Raw genomic sequence first — 23,360 nt, forward strand, 5'->3', positions numbered from 1 at the left:
ATGAAGGAAGTAAAAAATATATTATTTATAGGTGTAGGAGGACAAGGAACTATCCTAGCTTCAAAAATATTATCTGAAGGCTTATTAAGAAATTGCTATGATGTTAAAATGTCTGAGGTTCATGGAATGGCTCAAAGAGGAGGAAGTGTTACTACTCAAGTTAGATTTGGAGAAAAGGTATATTCTCCTTTAATAGAAAAAGGAAAAGCTGATGCCATAGTTGCTTTTGAAAAAAGTGAAGCACTAAGAGCACTACCTTATTTAAAAGAAGGTGGACATTTAATAGTAAATGATTATGAAATTCATCCTGTACCAGTACTAATAGGACTAGAAAAATATCCAGAGGGTGTAAATGAGGCACTAAGATCTACAGCAGAAAATACAGTTATAATTAAAGCTGCAGAAATTGCAAAAGATCTAGGTAATATGAAAGCACAAAACGTTGTATTACTAGGAGCGTTACTTAAAGCCTTAGATATAAAGGAAGTAAATTGGGAAGAGGTTGTAGCTTCATTAGTGCCAGCAAAGGCTGTAGAGTTAAATAAGAAAGCTTTAGTTGCAGGAATGGAAGTATAGATGAAAATCTGAAGAGTTAATTTCATGGTTAAACTTGTTCATTATTATTGGGGTTGGAATAAGTTTCTATAAAATATTAGCTTTACTCTATTATATATAGGTAAAGCTAATATTTTTTATATAAGCAATAAATTTATATTATTTTCATTATTTTCTGATATAATATATTATAATAAAAGTCTGAAAAGTACATCTAATGATAATAAGAATATATTAAGTTTAGTGGTTACTATTCATAATTATATAAGTAAAATTACTATGGGAGGATAATTAATGGGAATATACAAAGCACCAAATTCAGAAGAAAAAAAAAGCTATAAAAAAATATAGTAAGTTATTTGAAGATATTAAGATATCTGAGCCAGCGCTATTTTTGGGAAATACATATAAAGAGGTAATATTTGAAAAGAAAGGTATTGCCAGCTTAATTGGTAAGAAAAAGGGATATATATATATTGATGCAAATAATAAAGTAGTAGAAGATGAGAAAACAATAATGAGACTAGGAAGAATATTCTTTTTTATGGAAGCATTCTTAAATGATGATAATGGTAGTATAATTAAGGCTCTTCAAAATGAAGAAGAAGTAGAAAAAAATAAAACTGATTTGGAATTAATGATGAAAGGCTTTGAAATCATTGAGAAAATGAATAAAAAATATGATATTGAACATAACGAAGTTGTAAAAGTTAAAGATATATTATCAAAACTAATAGAGCTTAGAGCTAAAACTAACTTGAAATTACAAGATTTTCTTAAGGTAGTACAGGAAGAAACATCAAAACAGAAATACTTTGATGAAAATATTATTGAAGCATGTATGCCAGCATATAAAGAAGTGATGACATGTAATTATGAAAAGGTAAAACTTATAGCAAAAGGAGCTTCAAGTTATAATTACTTAAAAAAGGCTGCAGAGAAAGTAAGAAAAAAATATACTATAAGATTTAATGTAACTTATACAGAGCCATTAATGAAGGTAAACTATATGATGGGTTATTTTGAAAGTTTAATTAGAGCTTATGAAAGCATTATTAACATGTCTTATAATCAGTATGCAAAAAGTATAGTAAATTCAGGAAAAACCAATGCTGAATTTAAATTATTAGAGTTGAGAAATAAGAAAAAAAATTAACAGAGCAATACAATTAAAGATTAATAAAAATAATTAAAGGTATGTATCTGAGAGATATCATACCTTTAATTATTATAATTTATATAATATAAAATTCACATTTATTATTCAACGTTAATAAATACTGCATCCTCATCTTTAACTACATTTATATACTCAACTTCAGGATCTTCAGTACCTTGAACATAAAGACCAGTATCTTTTAGTTGTTGCACATAATCTACAATTTCTTGTGTAATTTTTTCTCCTGGGCATAGTACAGGTATTCCTGGTGGATAAGCCATTAGAAATTCACCACTAATCATGCCTACGCTATTTTTAATTCTAACAGAAGTTTTAACGCTGTTAAAGGCTTCGTTAGGAATTTGTATTTGTTCAGGAATGGAAGGTATGTCTATGAAGTCTGCTTTAGCAGTACCCTTGCCATAGTAGTCATCACTGATTTCTCTCAAAGCCCTTAAAAGTCTTTCCATGCCCTCTTCAGTATCACCAAAGGAACCTACAATAAGGACATTATATAAATCTGAAAGTTCCATTTGAATATGATACTTATTTGTCAAAATCATATCTAAATCATAACCAGTTATACCTAAATCTCTACAAGTTATTGTAATTTTAGTTGGATCAAAGGCATATGCTCCAGGAACTCCTAAAATTTCTTCACCAAAGCAATAGAAACCAGGAATTTTATTAACTTCATCTCTAACATAATTAGAAAGTTCTATTGTTTTATCTAGTAATTCTTCTCCATTTAATGCAATTTGTCTTCTAGCAGTATCTAATGAAGCCATTAGAATATAAGAAGGCGAAGTTGTATGCATTAAGTTTAAAACCTGTTTTACTCTTGGGATACTTACTCTTTTAGAGTTAACTTGAAGTAAAGATCCTTGAGTTAAAGCACCAATAATTTTATGAGTACTTTGAGCACAAATATCAGCACCAGCTTCCATGGCAGACATAGGTAAATTTTTATTAAAGTTTAAATGTGGTCCATGAGCCTCATCAACTATTAAAGGAATATCATATTCGTGGACGATATCAGCAATTTGCTGAATGTCTGTAGACACACCATAATAGGTTGGATTGATTATAAGAACAGCTTTAGCATCTTTGTTAGCTTCCAATGTAGTTCTTACTGTTTCAGGTGTAACTCCATTTGCAATTCCTATCTTTTTATCTAACTCAGGTTGCATATATACAGGGATAGCACCAGCTAAGATAATTCCTCCAGTAATGGATTTATGAACATTCCTAGGAATTATTATTTTGTCCCCAGCACCCACTACAGAAAGAATCATTGCTTGAATGGCTCCGGATGTTCCATGAACAGAGAAAAAGCATGCATCTGAACCGTAGGCATCAGCAGCTAATTCTTGAGCTTTTTTTATAGGGCCTGTTGGATGATGATAACTATCTACTAGTTTAAAAACTGTAACGTCAATCTTAAATGGATTTTCGCCCATGAAGTTTTTAAAATCTATGTCTACTCCAACGCCTTTTTTATGCCCAGGAACATGGAATGGAAGAGTGTCTCTATTCACATATTCCATTAAGGCATCAAATAATGGGGTTTCATTTTGGTTTAACTTATACAATTCCATACCCTCTTTCTAATTTATAAAGTATAGAGATATCAATAATATAATTTAGTGACCTCCCTATAATAATTTTACTCCCAATATAATATTTATAAAGTTATAAAACAAATTTATTATAGAATAATATTAGTATCAATGCAATAAGATTTTAGTTTATAATTAAATATTTATAATGTTTTACTTATTATATGAGTTATAAGATTATAAATGTATAATAAAGCATGTAAATTTTATGTACTTATTAAATTGTGTTATATAAAACATGAAAAAATTACGAAAATATTACTTTATACAAAAAACAGATGATTAAAAATAAAATAAATGGTAATATAGTTTAGTGGAATAAATTAAAAAATATAGAATAGTAAGAAGGTGCATTATGAGTAATGAAAATTATTTTTTAGAAAAACTTGAGAAAATGCTATTTCTTGAAATAAAAAAAGGTAGCAAAATAAATGAATATGTATTTAAAGATAATATATATCTACCAGTAAATTCAGATAAAATAGTTTCCAAAACTAAAGAAGGAGATGATTTATCTAATATTCCTGTTAATTTTTTTATAGAGGGAATTTTTTATGCACTAGGAGCAGATAAAAACTTTAAATTTAATCATGTATATAAGGAAATAATAAAATCCATTCCTAATAGCGTTAATTATATAAAAGGAAAAATATTTGAGAATATTAAAAATGAAAAGTATGAAGATGGGTATATATTATTAAAAGGATTATTGGAAGTTGAAGTTACAACAGATAATTTGAATAAAGCTTTTATTTTAATTGACGGAATGAGAAAAAATAATATTGTATTTAAAGAAGAGATTATTAAACTTATTGAACTTGGAAAAGAGATTAAGGATTATCCACAACCATATTATTATTCAGCCCTAGTAAGTTATGAAGATAAAGATTTTGAAAAAGCTCATTTTAATATTAAACAATATATATCATTGGGAGGAAATGTCAATGAAGAGGTTGAGGTATTAAAAGAGAATCTAGATATAATCAATTCTTTTGATAAGGGTAAAGAACTTGTATATGAAGAGCCGAAGAAAGCGTTAGAAGTATTATTACCACTAATAGATGTATTAGGGGATAGTGCTGAGATATTTTATTATATTGCAGTTTCTTATAGAATTTTACAAAACTATGAAAAAGCTATATACTATTTAAATGAAGCATTATCTATAGATAGTAACTATGTTCAGGTGTTTAATGAACTAGGAATAAACTATGCTTGCTTGAATGATTTTGAAACTGCAATTAAGTATTTAAGGAAAGTATTTGAAGTTACCAAATCTATTGAGGTATGCACTAATTTAATAATGTGTTATATAAATATTAAGGATTTTAATCAAGCAAAAATACATTTAGATATAGCTAAAAAATTAGATCCAGAGGATGAAATTGTAAAGGAGCTTGAAGAGACATTAGGATAATCAAATGAATAAGAACGTATCAATATAATAATATAAATAATTAAATAACATTTTATGAATAACTTTGAATGGAATTGTGTTTATATGTAAAAAACAGTATAATAACTGTGATAAACTTTTGAAATCTGCTGTTAAAACACATTGACCTATTTGATTACCATAATTGATTTAGGAAGTGAAATTATGAAAAAAGAAAATAAAATTATAGTTTTAGATGTAATTCTTGTCGTAATAAGTTTGTATATGGCTTTGCTTCTAAAATTTGACTTTAGGATTCAACCTGATTATATAGAGTTTTTTTTACTATCAATAATTCCAGTTGTAGTATTAACTATTATATTTAACGTTATATTCAAGTTGTATAGTAATATTTGGAAATATGCATCTGTTGAGGAGTTATTATCTATAGTTTATTCTATGACAGCTTCTAATATAGCATTTATAATATATGGATATTTTATAAGCCATACCATGTTAAAAAGTAGATTTTTCAGATTCCCCATTACAGTTCATATTATATTTTGGTTATTAAGCGTCATAAGTTTAGGTGGAGTTAGATTTTTATATAGAATCATGGAGAATAATGGGACAGATAAAGGGCAAATTAATAAAATAAAGAACTTATTAATTATAGGCGCCGGAGATGCTGGAGCTATACTCATAAAAGAAATAAAAAATAATAGTACCTTGCACTATAAAATTGTAGGTTTGATTGATGACAATGTTAATAAGATAGGTAAGAGAATTCATGGAGTAAAGGTTATAGGAGATAGAAATAAAATTATATCTTTTTGCAAGCAAAACAAAGTTGATGAAATAATGCTTGCAATGCCATCAGTAGATAAGAATACTAAGAAAGAAATTTTAGATATATGTAAGCAGGTAACAAAAAATATTAAAACTATGCCAGGTATTTATAAAATTATTGATGATAACATAAATGTAAATCATATGAGAGATGTGAACATTGATGATTTATTAGGAAGAGAATCAATTAAACTAAAATCAGAGCACATAGATAGATATATAAAAAATAAAACAATACTAGTTACTGGTGGTGGTGGGAGTATTGGGTCTGAAATTATTCGACAAATAGCAAAATTCTCACCTAAGAAAATAATAATTCTGGATATATATGAGAATAATGCCTATGATTTAGAAATGGAATTTAACAGAAACTATCCAGAAATAAATAAACAAGTAATTATTGCTTCTGTAAGAGATACGATAAGAATAGATCAAATATTTCACGATCACAGACCAGATGTGGTATTCCATGCAGCAGCCCATAAACATGTACCTTTAATGGAGGGAAATGCAGGGGATGCTATTAAAAATAATATTTTAGGTACATATAATGTAGCTAAATGCTGTGATAAATATAATGTTAAAAAGTTTGTTTTAATTAGTACAGATAAGGCAGTAAATCCAACTAATGTAATGGGAGCTACTAAAAGATTTTGTGAACTTATAATTCAAGCTTTTAATGAAGTTAGTAAAACCGATTATGTAGCAGTTAGATTTGGAAATGTCCTTGGAAGTAATGGTTCAGTAATACCACTATTTAAAAAGCAAATTGAAAAGGGTGGACCAGTAACTGTAACCCATCCAGAAATAACAAGGTTCTTTATGACTATTCCTGAGGCTGCTCAATTAGTTATTCAAGCTGGTGGTCTTGCAGATGGTGGAGAGATATTTGTATTAGATATGGGTAAACCGGTTAAAATGGTTGATTTAGCAAGAGATTTAATAACGCTATCTGGATATAAGCCGGATGTAGATATTAAAATAGAATATGTGGGATTAAGACCAGGAGAAAAGTTGTATGAAGAGCTTTTAATGGATGAAGTAGCACTCACATCTACAGAGCATAATAAAATTTTTGTAGAAAAACCTAAAGATGCTACTATAGAATTTATTGAAGAAGCTATAAAACAGTTTAGAAATGTAGATAATATGACTAAAGAAGAAATAATAAAATTGCTTGAAGAAAAAGTTCCTACATATAAAAGAAAGAAAGACTAAGATATGTAACGAATTGTGTAATGTAATAAATTACTAATGGGAGGAACGATTATGAGTCAATTAAAGGAAGAATTATTATTAAAATTAAAGAATAAAACAGCTAAACTAGGTGTAGTTGGTCTTGGATATGTAGGACTTCCTCTAGCAGTAGAAAAAGCTAAAGCTGGATATGAAGTTATAGGATTTGATGTTCAAGATAAAAAAGTTGATATGGTTAACAATGGAGAAAATTATATAGGTGATATAGTAGATAATGACTTATCAGCCCTTGTTATAGCAGGTAAGCTAAAAGCAACTACGAATTTTAGCTTCATAGAAGAAGTAGATACAGTATGTATAGCTGTACCAACACCTCTTGATCTTTATAAACAGCCGGACTTATCCTATGTAGTTAACTCAACAAAAGATGTAGCAAAATACTTAAAGCGAGGAATGCTTATAGTTCTTGAGAGCACAACCTATCCTGGAACAACGGATGAAGTTATAAAACCAATTCTTGAAGAAAGTGGATTAAAATGTGGAGAGGATTTCTTTTTAGCATTTTCACCAGAAAGAGTAGATCCTGGTAATAAAGAATATAACACTAAAAATACACCTAAGGTTGTAGGTGGATGTACACCAGATTGTACTGAGGTTGCAGGAACTTTATACAGATGTGTATTAGATGGAGAAATTATGGAGGTATCTTCACCAGCAGTAGCTGAGATGGAAAAAATTCTTGAAAATACCTTTAGAAATATAAATATAGCCTTAGCTAATGAAATGGCAATATTATGTAAGAGAATGGGAATTGATGTTTGGGAAGTAATTGAAGCTGCAAAAACTAAGCCTTATGGGTTTATGCCATTCTATCCAGGGCCAGGTCTTGGTGGCCACTGTATACCACTAGATCCATTCTACTTAGAATGGAAGGCTAAAGAGTATGATTATCATACAAAACTTATAGAGACTTCAGGTATAATTAATGATTCAATGCCAGAATTTGTAGTTGAGAATGTAATGAAGCTTTTAAACGGACATAAAAAGGCATTAAATGGTGCAAAAGTACTTGTTATGGGTGCAGCATATAAAAAAGATATAGATGATATGAGAGAATCGCCAACATTGAAAGTCCTTGAGATATTAGAGAAAAATGGTGCAGACATAATGATTAATGATCCATATATTCCATCTTTTAAGCATAAGGGGATTGAATATATATCAATAGATTGGCAAAAGGAAATTGATAATGCTGATATAGTAATCATCACTACAGATCACAGTTGTTACGACTATGAATTAATGGTTGAAAAGGCTAAGCTCCTTTATGATACAAGAAATGCGACAAAGAATGTTATAAAAAATAGAGATAAAATAAATAAACTTTAATATATCTAGGCATTAGATTTAGATACAGTACAAAAATAGTACTGTATCTAAAAATTATGAGGAGAATTACTTATGGATGTATTGATGATATCACATACGTATCCTAATAGTTTTAATGAAAAAATGGTATGTTTATACATAGGCAAGTGAAGCAATGCTAGAAGAATTTCCGGATATAAATATGAAGGGTGTATCACCGGTGCCATATACACCAATTTTATTATCATTAATTTCAGATAAATATAAGAGATATTTAATATCCCCAAGAAAGCTGTATGGGATGAAATAGAAGCATATTATCCAAGAGCTATACTTTTATCTAGAAATATAGATTTTAATCAGATAGAAATAGAATTTCTAAAGGAATAAAAAAGATATAGGCTTTTGCTAAAATTCATGGAAAATATGAAGAGTTAGTTTTAGTCATTGTTGGACAAGGACAAGAAATAGAAAATTTAAAAGAGCATGCCAGGAATAGAGGATTTAATTGAAGATAATCTAGATGGATTATTAGTGAATCCAAGAGATGTAAAAGATTTAGTAGTAATGATGGAGTATATAATAAATAATGAGGATAAAAGAGATCATATGGCATTATTAGCTAAGAAAAAAAGTTATGACTAAACTTACTTGGAAGAGAAGTGCTATAAGTCTAAAAGAAAAATATTTAGAGGCGTGTAAGTAAAAGAGAAGAGGTGGAATATATAGCATGAAAATATGTATACTAACCACGGGGCATAGTCCTTTTGATTCAAGAATATTCTATAAGCAAGCAAATTCTCTTAAAAAGATATGTGATGATATTACTATAATAGGTCCTTATGATAAAGAATTTGAGATAGTTTCAGGAATAAAAATAAAAGGTATACCTAAACCGAAAGATTTAAAAGGAAGATTTTTCATTTTAGATTTAATAATTGAAAAGGCCATAGAAGAAAGAGCCGATATATATCATTTTCATGATTTTGAAATTATATATAGAGCATTAAAAATAAAAAGAAAATTACCAAATTCAAAAATTATTTATGATGTTCATGAACATTATCCAGATATGGTTAGGATGTCAAAGAAGGTACCAAAACCTATACGAGCATTAACTACACTTATGGTAGATAAAAGTGAACTTTTTATATCAAAAAAGTTTGATTTTATAATTACAGCTGATGAAGCTGTTAAAGATAGGTTTAATAGTATTAGTAAGAATGTGGAAGTAATACATAATTACACTCAATTTAATGCTATAAAAAATGATTTAATAAAAAAAGAATATGATATTATATATCAAGGTGGAATAACAATAGAGCGGGGTGCTCTACAAATATTAAAGGCAATTAAGATTTTAAAAAGCAATAATAAGTATGAAAATATAAAGATGGTATTTGTAGGACCTTTTGGGTATGCTAAATGTAAGGATATATTGATGAAATATATCAGTGAAAATGATTTAGAAAGTAATATTATTTTTACTGGTAGAGTAGATCATGATATAGTGAGAGAATATATGTATAAATCAAAAATAGGACTTGTTCCACTATTACCTGAACCTAAATATTTTAAAAATATTCCTACAAAACAATTTGAATACATGAGTTGTGGTATTCCTGTAATAGGAAGTTATATGCCACCTATAAAGAGATATATAACAGCATATAATTCAGGTATTGTAATAAATCCTCTAGATGAGATTGATATCGCTGAAAATATAGCAAAATTACTCATGGATGAAGATTTAATTAAGTGTATGGGTGATAACGGGATAAAGGCTATTTCAGAGGAATTTAATTGGAAACAAGAAGAAGAAAAGCTTATAAGTATATATAAAGTTTTAGGAGGAATTAGTAATGAATAATTTCAATGTAGCTGTTATTGGATGTGGAAGGATATCCTATAAGGGAATAGAGGCAATAGTAAATAATAAAGAAACATTAAAACTAGTAGCAACTTGCGACCCTATTGAAGAAAAGGCAACTGCGAAAAAAAATGAATATATTGAAAAATTAGGTAAGGATGCAATAGTAAATACATATAAAGATTATAAAGAAATGTTAGAAAAAGAAGATATAGATATAGTATATATAGCAACTGAAAGTGGGTATCATCCAGAAATTGCTATAAATTGCATGAAAAAACATATTCATGTTATAGTTGAAAAACCAATGGCGTTATCAATTAAAGATGCTGATGAAATGATAGCTTGTGCTAAAGAAAATAATGTTAAATTATGTGTATCACATCAAAATAGATTTAATACTGCTATTCAAAAACTAAGAAGTGAAGTGGAAGCAAATAATTTCGGGAAGATGGTTAATGGTACAGCAAGAATACTTTGGAACAGAAACATGGGATATTATGAGCAAGCTCCTTGGAGAGGGACTTATGAACTTGATGGTGGAACATTAATGAATCAATGTATCCATAATATAGATTTACTACAATGGATGATGTGCTCAGATGTTGATACAGTATATGCTCAATGTGATACTTTCTTAAGAGACATTGATGCTGAAGATTTTGGAGCTATTTTAATAAGATTTAAAAATGGTTCTATAGGAATAATAGAAGGAAGTGCTTGTGTATATCCTACGAATTTAGAGGAAACATTAAGTATTTTTGGGGAAAAGGCAGCTGTTTGCATAGGTGGTCTTGCAGTAAATAAAATTGAAACTTGGAGAATTGAAGGTTCAGAGGAAAGTGAAGAGGAAGTTTTGACAGCACAAGAAGCAGATCCAGATAGTGTTTATGGATTTGGACATACTTTATTATTTAAAGATGTAGTAGACTCTATCATAGAAGATAGACAGCCACTAGTAAGTGGAGAAGAGGCTAAGAAACCTCTAGAAATAATATTAGCTGCTTACAAGTCTACAGCAACAGGAATGCCTGTTAAGTTTCCATTAGGAGATTTTTCTACTATGGATATGAAGGAAATGAAAAACAAGTAAGTGAGGGTTCACTGTGGGATATAAAAAAAATATAGCGAGTAATTTTCTTACCCAAATTAGTATATCGGTATTAGCTTTTTTAGTTAGTATTATAGTTTCAAGAGTATTGGGAACAGAAGGAAAAGGTATATCTGTATCATTTTTATTGTTTTTTCAAACAATAGGTCAATATGGACATTTTGGAATAACATATGCTACTCCATACTTTAGTAAGAAAACTGAATATACAAGTTTAGAGGTGCTAAATAGTAATTTTACATACACAATAGTTATATGTTTAATTATGTCTCTAACCATAATATTAGGAAAAGGATTAGGGCTTATATTTACTCAATATAGTTATTTTATGGTTATATTAGGTGTATGTATTCTAACATTTACAATGATAGCTGAGTTTTTATCAACTTTTTATATTGCAGATGAAAGAATAGTCGAAGTAAATAAAATCAATTTAAATTCAAATATATTGAAATTAGGTGCAATGATTATATTATGGATTACAAATACTTTAAATTTATATACTTATTTATTGATTATTTCATTTCCAGTAATATTTAATTCTATATTTTTAATTAAAAATTTGAAAGTTAATTTTAAATTTGTTTTAAATAAAATATTAATCAAGAAAGAATTAAAATTTGGACTAACAATATATTTAGCTACTCTATTTATATTCATGAACTATAAAATTGATCAATTTTTTATAGATTTTATGCTTGGAAAATCACAACTTGGAATTTACTCTACAGCTGTATCATTAGCGGAGTTGTTATTTATGATTCCAAGTAGTGTATCCAGTGCCATATTGGGAAGACTTTATAATATGAGTAATAGTAACGAAAATGAACGTAAGAGGCTTACAAGTAATACTATAAAAGTTACATTTTATATTACACTAGTATTAATGATAATAGGAATGTTTTGTACCACACTTATTCCAATTGTGTATGGAGAAGCATTTAGAGAAGCGAAAGCTCCAACTATAATACTATTTATAGGAATTTTATTTGCATCTATAGGTAGGGTTTCTTCTTCATATTTTCAAAGCTCAGGTAAACCCAAAGTCCATTTATATATAACATTTGTAGTTTTTGCTGTTAATGTTGTATTTAATGCATGTTTAATACCTGTAATAGGAATAAATGGTGCTGCCATTGCTTCAAGTATTTCTTATGCAGTGTATGGTATAGTGTATGTGATTATATTTATCAAAAAAGAAAATTTTACATTCGAAGGGTTATTCTTATTTAATAAAGAAGAAATTAATTCAATAAAAGAAATGAAAAATAAAATATTTAAAAAATGATGGAGGTTTTATGTACAAAGTTTTAGATTATATAAAAAATAATAAAAAACAAATTTACATGTCAAGTATTATTGTTATTTTTGTAATATTATTATCAAGTATAGGATTTAATATTGCTAAAAATAGTAAAATTAATATAAAAAAGTATAGGAATGCTGAAGTTATACAAATAGAAGATAAAAAATTTGAAATGGCTGTGCGTAAGGAAATTAAAAAATATATAGGTGAAATTTATGATGTTGATATAAATTCTATTAAAGAATTAAATCTAAAGGATAAAGAAATAAAAAGTATTAAGGGAATAGAAAATTTTACATCCCTTAAAAATCTAGATTTGAGTTTAAATGAAATTAGTAATATAGAAGAAATAAAAGACTTATCTTATATAAAAAACTTAGATTTAAGTTATAATAAAATAGAGGATATTAGTTCTTTAAGTGCTTTAAAAAATCTAGTTGAATTAAATTTAGCTGGTAACAATATAAAAAATATTACACCAATAGAAGATTTAAATGGAATTGTTTCACTAAATTTAATGAAGAATAATATAAGCAATACAGATTCATTGGTAGGTTTAAATAACTTAAAAATATTGAATTTAGGAAGCAATAGAGTTAATGATATAAAACCATTAACTAAGATTATTAGTTTAATTAATTTAGATGTTTCTTACAATTACATGGTTGATTTTACAGGAGTGGAGAATTTAATAAATCTTATAGAGCTAAAAGCTAATAGAAATGGAATTGAAAATATCAATTCATTAAAAGCCATTACTGATTTGAATATATTGGAGCTTTCATACAATAATATTAGAAATTTAGAGTTTATTAAAGATAATTATAATCTTCAAGAATTAAATATTTCATATAATGATGTTGATAATTTAAATTCAATTAGAAACTTAGAGAATCTACAAAAAATTAATCTTAGATTTACAGAAGTTACAGATGTTGCTATGTTAGCGGATTTAAAAAGTATGAATGAATTTTATTTAGATGATGAAGTAGATAGAATGCAAATAATGGAAATGAAGACAAGGTTTAGAAATGCTGATACTAAAACAAAAGAGTTTTTTGTAAATAGCATATATAATGATACTAAGTAAAGGAAGAAAATTATATGATTTTAAAGATATTATTAGTTGCATTTGGACTAACATTAAGTACCTACTTATTTAAAAAAGCAGCTGGAACTTTAAGTATAAGAAAACTTAATATAATTTCATACACATTTTATTTATTTGTGTTACAAACTTATATTGGTGCTAGTTTAGTTTTTTTGGGTGATAGGAAACACTATACAATGAACTATATATTACATGAGAAAACAATAAGTACTACTTTTTTCTTTGTATTTCTTACTGCAATTTTATTGCCATTAATGATTATAGCTACGCATAAATTTCTAAGAGTTGATATGGAAGAAGTTTATAATGGATATTTAGAAAAAGATACACAAGTTGACCATGAAAAAATTATCTTTTATATTGTACTATTAATAGCAAGTGTATGTGTTTTAATGATGATATTATTACTTATTAAAATTGGATATATTCCTCTTATAAAACTTTTACATGCAGAAGCTGGGTTTAATTTTAAAACAGAAAGAATTATAATTTCTAATACAGTTATAATCAATCAATATGTAAAGAATATACTCATATTGTCATTTATACCAGTTACATCATATATATCATTTGCTTATGCAATAACTACAAAAAAAATAAGATGGATAGTATTATTTATTGTTTTATTTGGATCATCACTTATTGTAAAGACATATAACTTTGCAAAAACACCTGTAGTATTTTATTTATTCACATTTATTATATTATATATTTTAATTAATAATGGCATAAAAAGATTATATATGTATATTGTGGTAGGTGGATTATCGGGTATTATTGCATTAATGTATAAAGTAACAGGATATGTTTTAACGTTATCTATACATAATGGACCTATAAGTAGAGTGATTTTTACTCAAGTAGGGACATTAATTTATCATTTTGATTTGTTTCCTAATTCTTTTCCATTTCTTATGGGAAGAAGTATGAGTGGAACAATTACAAGTTTACTTGGATTAAATCTGCCACATATTAGGTCAGCTAAGATTGTTATGGCATTTTATGGTTCAAGAAATGTATTTGATGGAATTGCAGGAGTTATGAATGCATTTTTTATTGGAGAGGCATATGCTAATTTTGGAGTTATAGGGGTTTTAACTAGTATTGCTTATATGGGAATTTTATTTGGATTAATATACTATGTATTTGCAAAAAAAATAAGAAAAAGTGCTTTGAGTGTAGCATTGTTTGCTATATTAACAAGTGATTTAGCTTATGCTACCCAAGGTGGATTCTTTGATTTTGTATATAGCTCTAATATAATACTTATAATATTATTATTTGTATTTATCAATTATTCAAGTAAATACTTATATAAATTTATTAATAATAACAAGTTAAATTAGTTGTATTAAAATGTAATTATTGGTATATAATTAAAAAGAAATTTTATGATATATTTGGAAAGCAGGATTTATATATGAATAAATGTATAATATACTATCCATTCAAAATTAATAGGGATCATCCAAGTGCATCTAATATAAGACCAGTTAATATAATTAAAGGGTTTGAAGATGCAGGCTACGAAGTATCCATTATAGAAGGAAATGGTAAAGAAAGAAAAAATATAATAAATAAAATAAAGACAGAAATAAGCAATGGTGAAAAATATGACTTTGTTTATATGGAAAGTTCTACAGAACCTACTTTACTTACAGAGTCACACCATTTACCTACACATCCCTTTTTAGATTTTGGATTTCTTAAATTTTGCAAGAAGCATAATATAAAAATAGGAGTATTCTATAGAGATATACATTGGAGATTTGACCAATATAAAAAGAATGTTCCATTTATGAAGAAAATGGTTGCATATACATTTTACTATTATGATTTAATTAAATATAGAAATATTATTGATGTGTTATATTTGCCATCCGAAGAAATGGAAAAATATATTCCTTTAAATTTAAAGAAACCTGTAATACCATTACCTTCAGGGTGTGAACAAAAATTATTAGATAATAGAGATCTAAAAAAAGATTCAGCTATAAAATTACTATATGTAGGTGGATTAAGTAAAGAATTATACAACATAGAGATGATAGTTAAGGCTATCTATGAGAATGAAAAGTTTGAACTAGATATATGCTGTAGACCTGATGATTGGGAAGCAAACAAAGATTATTATCAACAATATTTAAATAATAGAATACGTGTAATTCATAAAAGTGGAAGTGAACTTGACAAGAAAGCATTGAATGCGGATATTTTTTCTTTGGTGATAGAACCAACATCATATTGGGAGTTTGCCATGCCAATGAAGTTATTTTCATATATATCTTATAGAAAGCCTATATTAGGTATTAATAATACTGCTTGTGGAAAGTTTATAATTAATAATGGAATAGGATACACTACTGAATATAATTTTGAAAGTATAAAAAGTATATTAAATTATTTAGAAAAAAATTATCTTATAGAGTATAATGGTAAGTTAAAAAATTTAGAGGTTGCTTACAATAAAAACACATGGAAAGCAAGAGCAAGCGCAGTTATTAATAGTTTATACCAAAAGCAGACTTAAGATAGAAGGAGTAAATATGAGAATTTGTTATTTATCTGATGCAAATAGTGTACATACTAAGAAATGGTGTTCTTTTTTTAAAGATCTAGGATATGATATTCATGTAATATCCTTAAATAATGGAGATATACCTGGAGTAACAGTTCATAGCTTTAATATTGACTCAGAAAAAGTAGAAAAAGAAAGTTTATTATATAAAGTTGAGTATTTTAAGTTTATTGCCAAGGTTAGAAAATTAGTGGAAAAAATTAAACCAGATATTCTACATGCTCATTATGCTACTAGCTATGGTTTTCTAGGCGGATTAACTGGATTTCACCCCTATATTATATCCGTATGGGGAAGTGATGTTTATGAATTTCCAAAGAAAAATATAATATGTCAAAAGTTCTTAGAGAAAAACTTGTCAAGGGCAGATATCATTTTGTCTACTAGTAAAGCTATGGCAGAGGAGACTAAGAAATATACATATAAAGATATACAAATTACTCCATTCGGAGTTGATATTAATATATTTAAACCATTTGATAGTAGATACAAAGAGAAAGAAAAAGTTATAATAGGTGCAATAAAAACTTTTGATTCTAAATATGGTATAGAGTATTTGATTAGAGCGTTTGGTGAATTATGCCATAGTTATGATAATATAGAGCTTCAATTGGCTGGAAGAGGACCCTTAGAAGAAAGCTTGAAAAAACTGTGTAAAGAATTAAATATAGAAGATAGAGTAAAGTTTTTAGGCTATATTGATCAAAAGAAAGTTGTAGAAAATTTTAATAAATTCGATATCGCAGTAATACCTTCTCTATTTGAAAGTTTTGGAGTTTCAGCAGTAGAAGCTCAAGCTTGTGGAACGCCGACTATCGTAACTAATACGGGAGGATTGCCAGAAGCTACGAGTCCTAATAATAGTAGTATAGTTGTTGAAACAAAAAATGTGAGTCAATTAAAAAATGCTATTGAAAAATTAATACTAGATAAAGAGTTAAGAAGAAAAATGGGAGAGTATGGAAGAAAGTTTGTTATTGAAAATTATAATGTATTAGATAATTTTAATAATGTAAATAATATATATACTAGTGCTTTAGAACTTAGATAGTATAGACTAATATTTTATTTGAAGTATAGATTAGCATAGTAATATATTAAAAGAGATATTATTTTACATAGAAAAAGAGAAAGATTTTACAACATCAGATATAAAGAGAAAATTAAACAGAATTATATAATAAATTAATTATTTAGGACGTGAAAGTATGGAATTTACTAAAACAGTTTCTATAGTAATACCCTGCAGAAATGAAAAAAAGTATATTGGAAAGTGTATTGATTCATTTTTAAAACAAACTTATCCAAAAAATTTATATGAAATATTGATATGTGATGGTATGTCTATAGATGGAAGTAGAGAAATAATAAAAAAGTATGAAAGTAATTATGAAAATGTAAAATTAATAGATAATAAAGAATTGACTGCACCTAAAGGGATGAATTGTGGGATAAAATACAGTAATTCTAATATAATTATAATTTTTGGATCCCATGCTTATGCTGATGAAAAATTTGTAGAGAACAATGTAAAGTTATTGTATAAAGATATGGAAATAGGTTGTGTAGGTGGTCCAATAGAAACAATAAGTGAGAATCAAGTAGGGCAAGCAATATCCCTTGCTATGAGTTCGCCTTTTGGAGTTGGAAATGCACTTTTTAGATATGCTCAACATGAAGTATTTGTTGATACTGTAGCTTTTGGAGGTTACAGGAAAGAAGTATTGAATGAAATAGGATATTTTGATGAGGAATTAGTTAGAAATCAAGATGATGAATTAAATTTTAGAGTGATAAAAAATGGATATAAAATATTATTATCACCTTGTATTAAATCGGTTTACTATAGCAGAGGCTCTTTAAAAAAATTATGGAAACAATATTATCAATATGGATTTTGGAAAGTTAGAGTTATGCAAAAGCATGGTAAAACTGCATCAATAAGACATTTAATTCCTATGATGTTTGTATTAGGAAATGTTTTAGGAATTTTATTAAGTATATTATTTAAGCCAATATTCTATATATGGATGAGTGTATTAGGAATATACATAATAAGTGATTTATTTGAATCCTTTAAAATTACAAAACAAAAAAGAAAATTATTCAAATATATATCCATAATATTTCCTATATTACATATTAGCTATGGAATTGGATTTTTAGAAGGACTGATACATTTTTATTTATTTAAATCAAATAAAAAGACAAGTAAAAATACAGAAATGTCAAGATAAGGAGAATTTATATGTATAAAAAAAGAGAAACTTTTTTACCTTATGCAGTGCCGCTAATTGATGATGAAGATATAAATGAGGTTGTAGAAACATTAAAATCAGGCTGGGTAGCTAAAGGACCAAGAACTATAGAATTTGAAAAGAGATTTGCAGAATATACAGGTGCTAAATATGCTGTTGCTATGAATTCTGCTACAGCTGCATTACATATTGCTTTGATAGCTGGGGGAGTTAAACCAGGAGATGAAGTTATAACAACTCCAATTACTTTTGCAGCTACAGCTAATACAATAATTCATGTAGGAGCAACTCCTGTATTTGTAGATGTAGATCCAGAAACATTTTGTATAGATGCAAATAAGATAGAAGAGAAGATAACAGATAAAACTACTGCTATAGTTCCAGTACATTATACAGGTCATGCTTGTGATATGGATAAAATTAGAGCTATAGCAGAAAAATATGATCTTTTCGTATCAGAAGATGCAGCTCATGCAATTGATACTTTTTATAAGGGTGATTTAATAGGTAAAAAAGGTGATTGTGCATCCTTTAGTTTCTATGCAACTAAAAATATATGTACAGGCGAAGGTGGAATGCTTACAACTAACAGTGAAGACATAGCTGAAAAAGCAAGAGTAATGTCAACTCATGGTATGAGCAAAGCAGCATGGAATAGATATGGAAAAGGTGGAGCTTGGAGATATGATATAGAATATCCAGGTCATAAGTATAATATGTTCGACATTCAAGCAGCTCTTGCGAAGACACAAATGAATAAATTATCTGCAATGCAAGATAGAAGGAAAGAAATTGTAAAAAAATATGAAGAAGGCTTTTCTATGCTTGATGGAATTAAACTTCCACCAGAAGCAGATTATACTACCCATTCTTGGCATCTTTATGTAGTAAGACTAGAGCTCGATAAACTTACAATTGATAGAGATAAGTTTATAGAACTTATGGGAGAAGCTAACATAGGTACCAGTGTTCATTTTATACCAGTACATTTAATGAGCTATTATAGAGAGAATTTTGGTTATAAGGAAGGCGATTTTCCAGTAGCTGAAAGTTACTTTGATACTATACTTTCATTACCATTGTATCCAAAGATGACAGATGAAGATGTTCAAGATGTAATTAATACAGTTACACATATTATAAGTAATTACCATAAATAAATATAAGAGTTAAAGGATCTAGTTTTCATATGGAATTAGATCTTTTAATTTATAATTTAACAAAAGAGATGAAAAATAATTAAATTTGTATGAAATATAGGCATAAATATATATATTTATATTACAAATTCACATAATATAGATATGTAATAATAAATTCATAATAATTTAAAAATATTTTTTTTATGAAATAAATGATATAATAATTTTGTGTTCGTACAAGGAGGAATTATTTTGGAGAACAATATAGTAATAGATATAAAGGAAAAAATAGAGAATAAAAAAATTCAATTTGGAGTAAAAAGAATTTTTGATATTATATTATCTTTTATAGGTATAGTGATATTACTTCCAATATATTTAGTTATTGCTATAGCAATAAAACTAGATAGTAAGGGGCCAGTATTATTTAAGCAAATTAGAGTAGGAAAAGATAGAAGAAATTTCACCATATATAAATTCAGAACTATGGTGGTATCAGCTGAAAGTAAGAGAGAATTACAAATAGACCCAACTAATATGGATAACTTTGTATTTCAGAGTAAGAGTGATAATAGAATCACAAAAGTAGGTAGTTTTTTGAGAAACACAAGCCTTGATGAAATACCACAACTATTTAATGTTTTATTTGGCCATATGAGCTTAGTTGGACCAAGACCTGAAATACCTGAAGTTGTAAAATATTATCCAGAAAACTATTATCAAAGATTATTAGTATTACCTGGAATAACAGGACTTGCACAGGTTAGTGGAAGAGGAGAAATAGAATTAGGAAAAACTATTTACTATGATTTAACTTATATATGTAACTTTTCTATTTGGTACGATATAAAAATATTATTTACTACTTTTTTTAAAGTATTTAAGAGAGAGGGAGCTTTTTAAAGATAGAATAGAAATAATTATTTTAGGTTTATACAAGGTTATATACTAAAAGAAAACAGATGTAGTTATAAAGAACAATAGCGCGAACACAGCTATAATAGTGATAAATATAAATAAATATAGAATTAATTTGTGATGTACCTTTCATATATATTAAAATTTTAATATACATGTTGATTTAGTAGGGGAGGGGTAGAATCGTGGACAAGAGTAGCAATAAAATTAAGGGAATTTTTTATATTGCAATAGCATCTATAGCCTTTGGAATAATGCCCATTTTAGCAAAGCTTGCATATAAAGGTGGTGCAAATCCAATAAATACCTTAGCTCTAAGGTTTACTTTTGCATCAATAATACTGTTTATATATATAAAAACTAAAAAACTTTCACTTAGGGTAAGTAAAGAACAAATAAAACTTATATTATTTATGGGAGTGATAGGATATTCTATGACATCTATACTATTATTCATAGCCTATAATTATATAGATGTAGGTATAGCAGGAATGATATTACATACATATCCTTTAATGGTTATGATTTTATCCATAATAATATACAAAGAAAAATTTAAATTAAAAAAGTTCTTATATTTGATGGTAACTACTATAGGTGTATTTATAATGTTAGATATTAAGGTTGGAAGCATTAATACTATTGGAGTAGTATTGGTATTGTTATCTGCATTATGTTATGCTATATACGTTCTAGGCGCTTCTAATGATAAAGTTAAAAATATAGATAGTTATGTTATGACATTCTACATATCTATTATTTCAGCAATAGTTGGAAGTACTACAGGAATTGTTACTAATAGTTTTAATAATCCAATCAATTTTTATGGAATTATATCTATATTGTTGATTGCATTTATATCTACCGTTGTTGCATTAATGGCATTCCTAAAAGGAGTAAAGTTAATAGGGCCGACTAATTCGGCTATTTTTAGTGCTTTAGAGCCTATAGTATCTTTAGTTTTAGGAGTTATTATTTTAGGAGAATCCATATCTTTTAAAATAATAATTGGAAGTACTATTATTATCTTAGCCATGATTGAATTGGCTAAGGATACCATTAGGAATTAAGAAGACTGTATCAGTGTAATTTGCAAAACTATTCTGATACAGTCTTTTAAGATTATATAATTATATATAAAAAATGAAATAGTATAAATTTTTTTGTTTATACAGTATAGAAGAATAATACTATTTTAACACTTTATTTAGCTAAATAACTAATTCTTTAGTAAGTTAAAATGATAATACATTAAAAATATTCATAATATTCCGACGAGGTAATTAAAAGGTTATTTTGATTTTATAAAGAATAGTAATTATATAGGGAAGTATATTGTAAAGGGGAGATATTAATGAATAAAGTAATAATCAATGGAAATGACTTAAGACTTGAAGATATAGTAAATGTGGCTAGAAATAATTATCAAGTTGAGCTTAGTGAAGAAGCCATAAAAAGAGTAGAAAAATCTAGAGGAATTGTAGATAAAATTGTTGAAGAAGATAGAGTAGTCTATGGAATAACTACAGGGTTTGGAAAATTTTCTGATGTATCTATATCAGGTGAAGATTGTAAAACTCTTCAAAGAAATTTAATTATATCTCATGCTTGTGGCTTTGGCAACAGCCTTGATACAGATATAGTAAGAACAATAATTTTGCTTAGAGCTAATGCTTTATCCAAAGGATACTCAGGAATAAGATTATCAACACTACAAACCTTGGTGGCTATGCTAAATAAGGGAGTTCATCCAGTAATACCGGAGAAAGGGTCTTTAGGAGCATCTGGTGATTTAGCACCATTATCTCATATGGTATTACCAATGTTAGGAGAAGGAGAAGCTGAGTATCAGGGTAAAATAATAAGTGGTAGAGAAGCTATGAATAAAGCTGGTATAGAAGTAGTTCAATTAATAGCTAAAGAAGGCCTTGCATTAATTAACGGTACTCAAGTTATGACTGCTGTTGGAGCTTTGGCTTTATGGGATGGAATAAACTTAATTAAGAGTGGCGATATAGCTGCTGCATTAACAGTAGAAGCACTAAGAGGAATAAGAGATGCTTTTGATTTAAGAACTCATAACATACGTCCTCATGAAGGACAAATTGAAACAGCAAAGAACATATTAGCTTTAGTAGATGGAAGTTCTCTTGTGACATCTCAAGGGGAAATTAGAGTACAGGATGCATATACCTTAAGATGTATACCACAAATTCATGGAGCTTCTAAGGATGCATTAAATTATGCAAAACATAAAGTAGAAATAGAGATTAATTCAGTAACGGATAACCCAATAGTAACAGAGGAAGGAGACGTTATTTCAGGAGGAAACTTCCATGGTCAACCTATGGCATTAACTTTTGACTTCTTAGGTATAGCTATGAGTGAAATTGCCAATGTATCTGAAAGAAGACTTGAAAGATTAATTAACTATCAATTAAATGATCTTCCAGCTTTTCTTGTTAAACATGGTGGCTTAAATTCTGGATTTATGATAACTCAATATGCAGCAGCAGCTTTAGTTTCTGAAAATAAAATCCTTGCTCATCCTGCTAGTGTTGATTCAATACCTTCTTCTGCAAACCAAGAAGATCATGTTAGCATGGGTACAATAGCAGCTAGAAAAGCAAGAGATATAATAAGAAATGCAGAGAGAGTAGTAGCTACTGAAATTTTAGCAGCATGTCAAGCTATCGATTTTAGAGAGGATTATACTTTAGGTAAAGGAACTAAGGTTGCCTATGAATCAGTTAGAGACGTAGTTAACTTTATAGAAAATGATGTAGTTATGTATAAAGAGATAGATAAGGTTACAGATCTTCTTCGTAGTGGAGAACTAGCTAATAAAGTTGAAGAAGTGGTTAAGGTTAATTATTAATACAACCATAGAGACTTTAAAGAATTAGTATATTATAATTTAAAAATAAAAAGTGATACCAATATC

At 27.7% G+C, this 23,360-nt stretch carries 19 protein-coding genes; 18 read left to right on the top strand and 1 reads right to left on the bottom strand.

Features of this window, described 5'->3' with window-relative positions; all coding sequences use genetic code 11:
- Together IO99_RS13660 and IO99_RS13665 are read left to right on the top strand one after the other, a co-directional pair.
- Complete coding sequence (locus tag IO99_RS13660) at window positions 1–576, top strand: indolepyruvate oxidoreductase subunit beta (RefSeq protein WP_035134374.1); 576 nt, start codon at window positions 1–3, stop codon at window positions 574–576.
- A 373-nt stretch (window positions 577–949) separates the two neighbouring features.
- Entirely contained in the window at window positions 950–1,711 is a 762-nt protein-coding gene (locus IO99_RS13665) for a hypothetical protein (protein ID WP_035134375.1), read from the top strand.
- Window positions 1,712–1,815: 104 nt separating this feature from the next.
- Here the strand turns inward: IO99_RS13665 and IO99_RS13670 are convergent, their stop codons facing one another.
- A complete protein-coding gene (locus tag IO99_RS13670; RefSeq protein WP_035134376.1) occupies window positions 1,816–3,306 on the bottom strand; it encodes an aminotransferase class I/II-fold pyridoxal phosphate-dependent enzyme in 1,491 nt (496 codons plus the stop codon).
- Between the two features lie 382 nt (window positions 3,307–3,688).
- Between IO99_RS13670 and IO99_RS13675 the strand changes: the two genes are divergently transcribed.
- From IO99_RS13675 to hutH, 16 genes are all read left to right on the top strand, one after another.
- Window positions 3,689–4,750, top strand: coding sequence for a tetratricopeptide repeat protein (locus IO99_RS13675; RefSeq protein ID WP_035134377.1), 1,062 nt, complete (start codon window positions 3,689–3,691; stop codon window positions 4,748–4,750).
- Between the two features lie 183 nt (window positions 4,751–4,933).
- A complete protein-coding gene (locus tag IO99_RS13680; RefSeq protein WP_035134379.1) occupies window positions 4,934–6,775 on the top strand; it encodes a polysaccharide biosynthesis protein in 1,842 nt (613 codons plus the stop codon).
- A 51-nt stretch (window positions 6,776–6,826) separates the two neighbouring features.
- Window positions 6,827–8,143 (top strand): nucleotide sugar dehydrogenase, encoded by a 1,317-nt coding sequence (locus IO99_RS13685; protein ID WP_035134381.1) that lies wholly within the window; start codon window positions 6,827–6,829, stop codon window positions 8,141–8,143.
- Between the two features lie 465 nt (window positions 8,144–8,608).
- Window positions 8,609–8,767 carry a hypothetical protein gene (locus IO99_RS19160; protein WP_156964376.1) on the top strand — a complete coding sequence of 53 codons (159 nt, stop codon included), beginning with the start codon at window positions 8,609–8,611 and terminating at the stop codon, window positions 8,765–8,767.
- A gap of 85 nt (window positions 8,768–8,852) precedes the next feature.
- Complete coding sequence (locus tag IO99_RS13690; protein ID WP_035134383.1) at window positions 8,853–9,992, top strand: glycosyltransferase family 4 protein; 1,140 nt, start codon at window positions 8,853–8,855, stop codon at window positions 9,990–9,992.
- Window positions 9,985–11,085 (top strand): Gfo/Idh/MocA family protein, encoded by a 1,101-nt coding sequence (locus IO99_RS13695; protein ID WP_035134384.1) that lies wholly within the window; start codon window positions 9,985–9,987, stop codon window positions 11,083–11,085. Before IO99_RS13690 ends, IO99_RS13695 begins: the two co-directional genes overlap by 8 nt.
- 13 nt (window positions 11,086–11,098) lie before the next feature.
- Window positions 11,099–12,391, top strand: a complete 1,293-nt coding sequence (locus tag IO99_RS13700; RefSeq protein WP_035134386.1) for an oligosaccharide flippase family protein — start codon at window positions 11,099–11,101, stop codon at window positions 12,389–12,391.
- A gap of 10 nt (window positions 12,392–12,401) precedes the next feature.
- Window positions 12,402–13,499 (top strand): leucine-rich repeat domain-containing protein, encoded by a 1,098-nt coding sequence (locus IO99_RS13705; protein WP_035134388.1) that lies wholly within the window; start codon window positions 12,402–12,404, stop codon window positions 13,497–13,499.
- A gap of 14 nt (window positions 13,500–13,513) precedes the next feature.
- Entirely contained in the window at window positions 13,514–14,866 is a 1,353-nt protein-coding gene (locus IO99_RS13710) for an O-antigen polymerase (RefSeq protein WP_051824137.1), read from the top strand.
- 74 nt (window positions 14,867–14,940) lie between these two features.
- Window positions 14,941–16,050, top strand: a complete 1,110-nt coding sequence (locus IO99_RS13715) for a glycosyltransferase (protein ID WP_035134391.1) — start codon at window positions 14,941–14,943, stop codon at window positions 16,048–16,050.
- Window positions 16,051–16,066: 16 nt separating this feature from the next.
- Complete coding sequence (locus tag IO99_RS13720) at window positions 16,067–17,149, top strand: glycosyltransferase (RefSeq protein ID WP_035134393.1); 1,083 nt, start codon at window positions 16,067–16,069, stop codon at window positions 17,147–17,149.
- A 157-nt stretch (window positions 17,150–17,306) separates the two neighbouring features.
- Window positions 17,307–18,335 (top strand): glycosyltransferase family 2 protein, encoded by a 1,029-nt coding sequence (locus IO99_RS13725; RefSeq protein ID WP_035134395.1) that lies wholly within the window; start codon window positions 17,307–17,309, stop codon window positions 18,333–18,335.
- 11 nt (window positions 18,336–18,346) lie between these two features.
- Window positions 18,347–19,516, top strand: a complete 1,170-nt coding sequence (locus tag IO99_RS13730; RefSeq protein WP_035134397.1) for a DegT/DnrJ/EryC1/StrS family aminotransferase — start codon at window positions 18,347–18,349, stop codon at window positions 19,514–19,516.
- 231 nt (window positions 19,517–19,747) lie between these two features.
- Window positions 19,748–20,401 (top strand): sugar transferase, encoded by a 654-nt coding sequence (locus IO99_RS13735; protein ID WP_156964378.1) that lies wholly within the window; start codon window positions 19,748–19,750, stop codon window positions 20,399–20,401.
- 200 nt (window positions 20,402–20,601) lie between these two features.
- Window positions 20,602–21,486 carry a DMT family transporter gene (locus IO99_RS13740; protein ID WP_035134402.1) on the top strand — a complete coding sequence of 295 codons (885 nt, stop codon included), beginning with the start codon at window positions 20,602–20,604 and terminating at the stop codon, window positions 21,484–21,486.
- A 284-nt stretch (window positions 21,487–21,770) separates the two neighbouring features.
- On the top strand, window positions 21,771–23,294 hold the full coding sequence (hutH, locus tag IO99_RS13745; protein WP_035134404.1) for a histidine ammonia-lyase: 1,524 nt from the start codon (window positions 21,771–21,773) through the stop codon (window positions 23,292–23,294).
- The last annotated feature ends 66 nt before the right edge of the window (window positions 23,295–23,360 follow it).

Source organism: Clostridium sulfidigenes (assembly GCF_000732635.1).
Lineage (GTDB): Bacteria > Bacillota > Clostridia > Clostridiales > Clostridiaceae > Clostridium_J > Clostridium_J sulfidigenes.

What these genes read in the sequence shown, in the direction of transcription:
- IO99_RS13660 (WP_035134374.1), top strand. Translation starts at nt 1, where the DNA reads ATGAAGGAAGTAAAAAATATATTATTTATAGGTGTAGGAGGACAAGGA.
- IO99_RS13675 (WP_035134377.1), top strand. Translation starts at nt 3,689, where the DNA reads ATGAGTAATGAAAATTATTTTTTAGAAAAACTTGAGAAAATGCTATTT.
- IO99_RS13680 (WP_035134379.1), top strand. Translation starts at nt 4,934, where the DNA reads ATGAAAAAAGAAAATAAAATTATAGTTTTAGATGTAATTCTTGTCGTA.
- IO99_RS13685 (WP_035134381.1), top strand. Translation starts at nt 6,827, where the DNA reads ATGAGTCAATTAAAGGAAGAATTATTATTAAAATTAAAGAATAAAACA.
- IO99_RS19160 (WP_156964376.1), top strand. Translation starts at nt 8,609, where the DNA reads ATGCCAGGAATAGAGGATTTAATTGAAGATAATCTAGATGGATTATTA.
- IO99_RS13690 (WP_035134383.1), top strand. Translation starts at nt 8,853, where the DNA reads ATGAAAATATGTATACTAACCACGGGGCATAGTCCTTTTGATTCAAGA.
- IO99_RS13695 (WP_035134384.1), top strand. Translation starts at nt 9,985, where the DNA reads ATGAATAATTTCAATGTAGCTGTTATTGGATGTGGAAGGATATCCTAT.
- IO99_RS13705 (WP_035134388.1), top strand. Translation starts at nt 12,402, where the DNA reads ATGTACAAAGTTTTAGATTATATAAAAAATAATAAAAAACAAATTTAC.
- IO99_RS13710 (WP_051824137.1), top strand. Translation starts at nt 13,514, where the DNA reads ATGATTTTAAAGATATTATTAGTTGCATTTGGACTAACATTAAGTACC.
- IO99_RS13715 (WP_035134391.1), top strand. Translation starts at nt 14,941, where the DNA reads ATGAATAAATGTATAATATACTATCCATTCAAAATTAATAGGGATCAT.
- IO99_RS13720 (WP_035134393.1), top strand. Translation starts at nt 16,067, where the DNA reads ATGAGAATTTGTTATTTATCTGATGCAAATAGTGTACATACTAAGAAA.
- IO99_RS13725 (WP_035134395.1), top strand. Translation starts at nt 17,307, where the DNA reads ATGGAATTTACTAAAACAGTTTCTATAGTAATACCCTGCAGAAATGAA.
- IO99_RS13730 (WP_035134397.1), top strand. Translation starts at nt 18,347, where the DNA reads ATGTATAAAAAAAGAGAAACTTTTTTACCTTATGCAGTGCCGCTAATT.
- hutH (WP_035134404.1), top strand. Translation starts at nt 21,771, where the DNA reads ATGAATAAAGTAATAATCAATGGAAATGACTTAAGACTTGAAGATATA.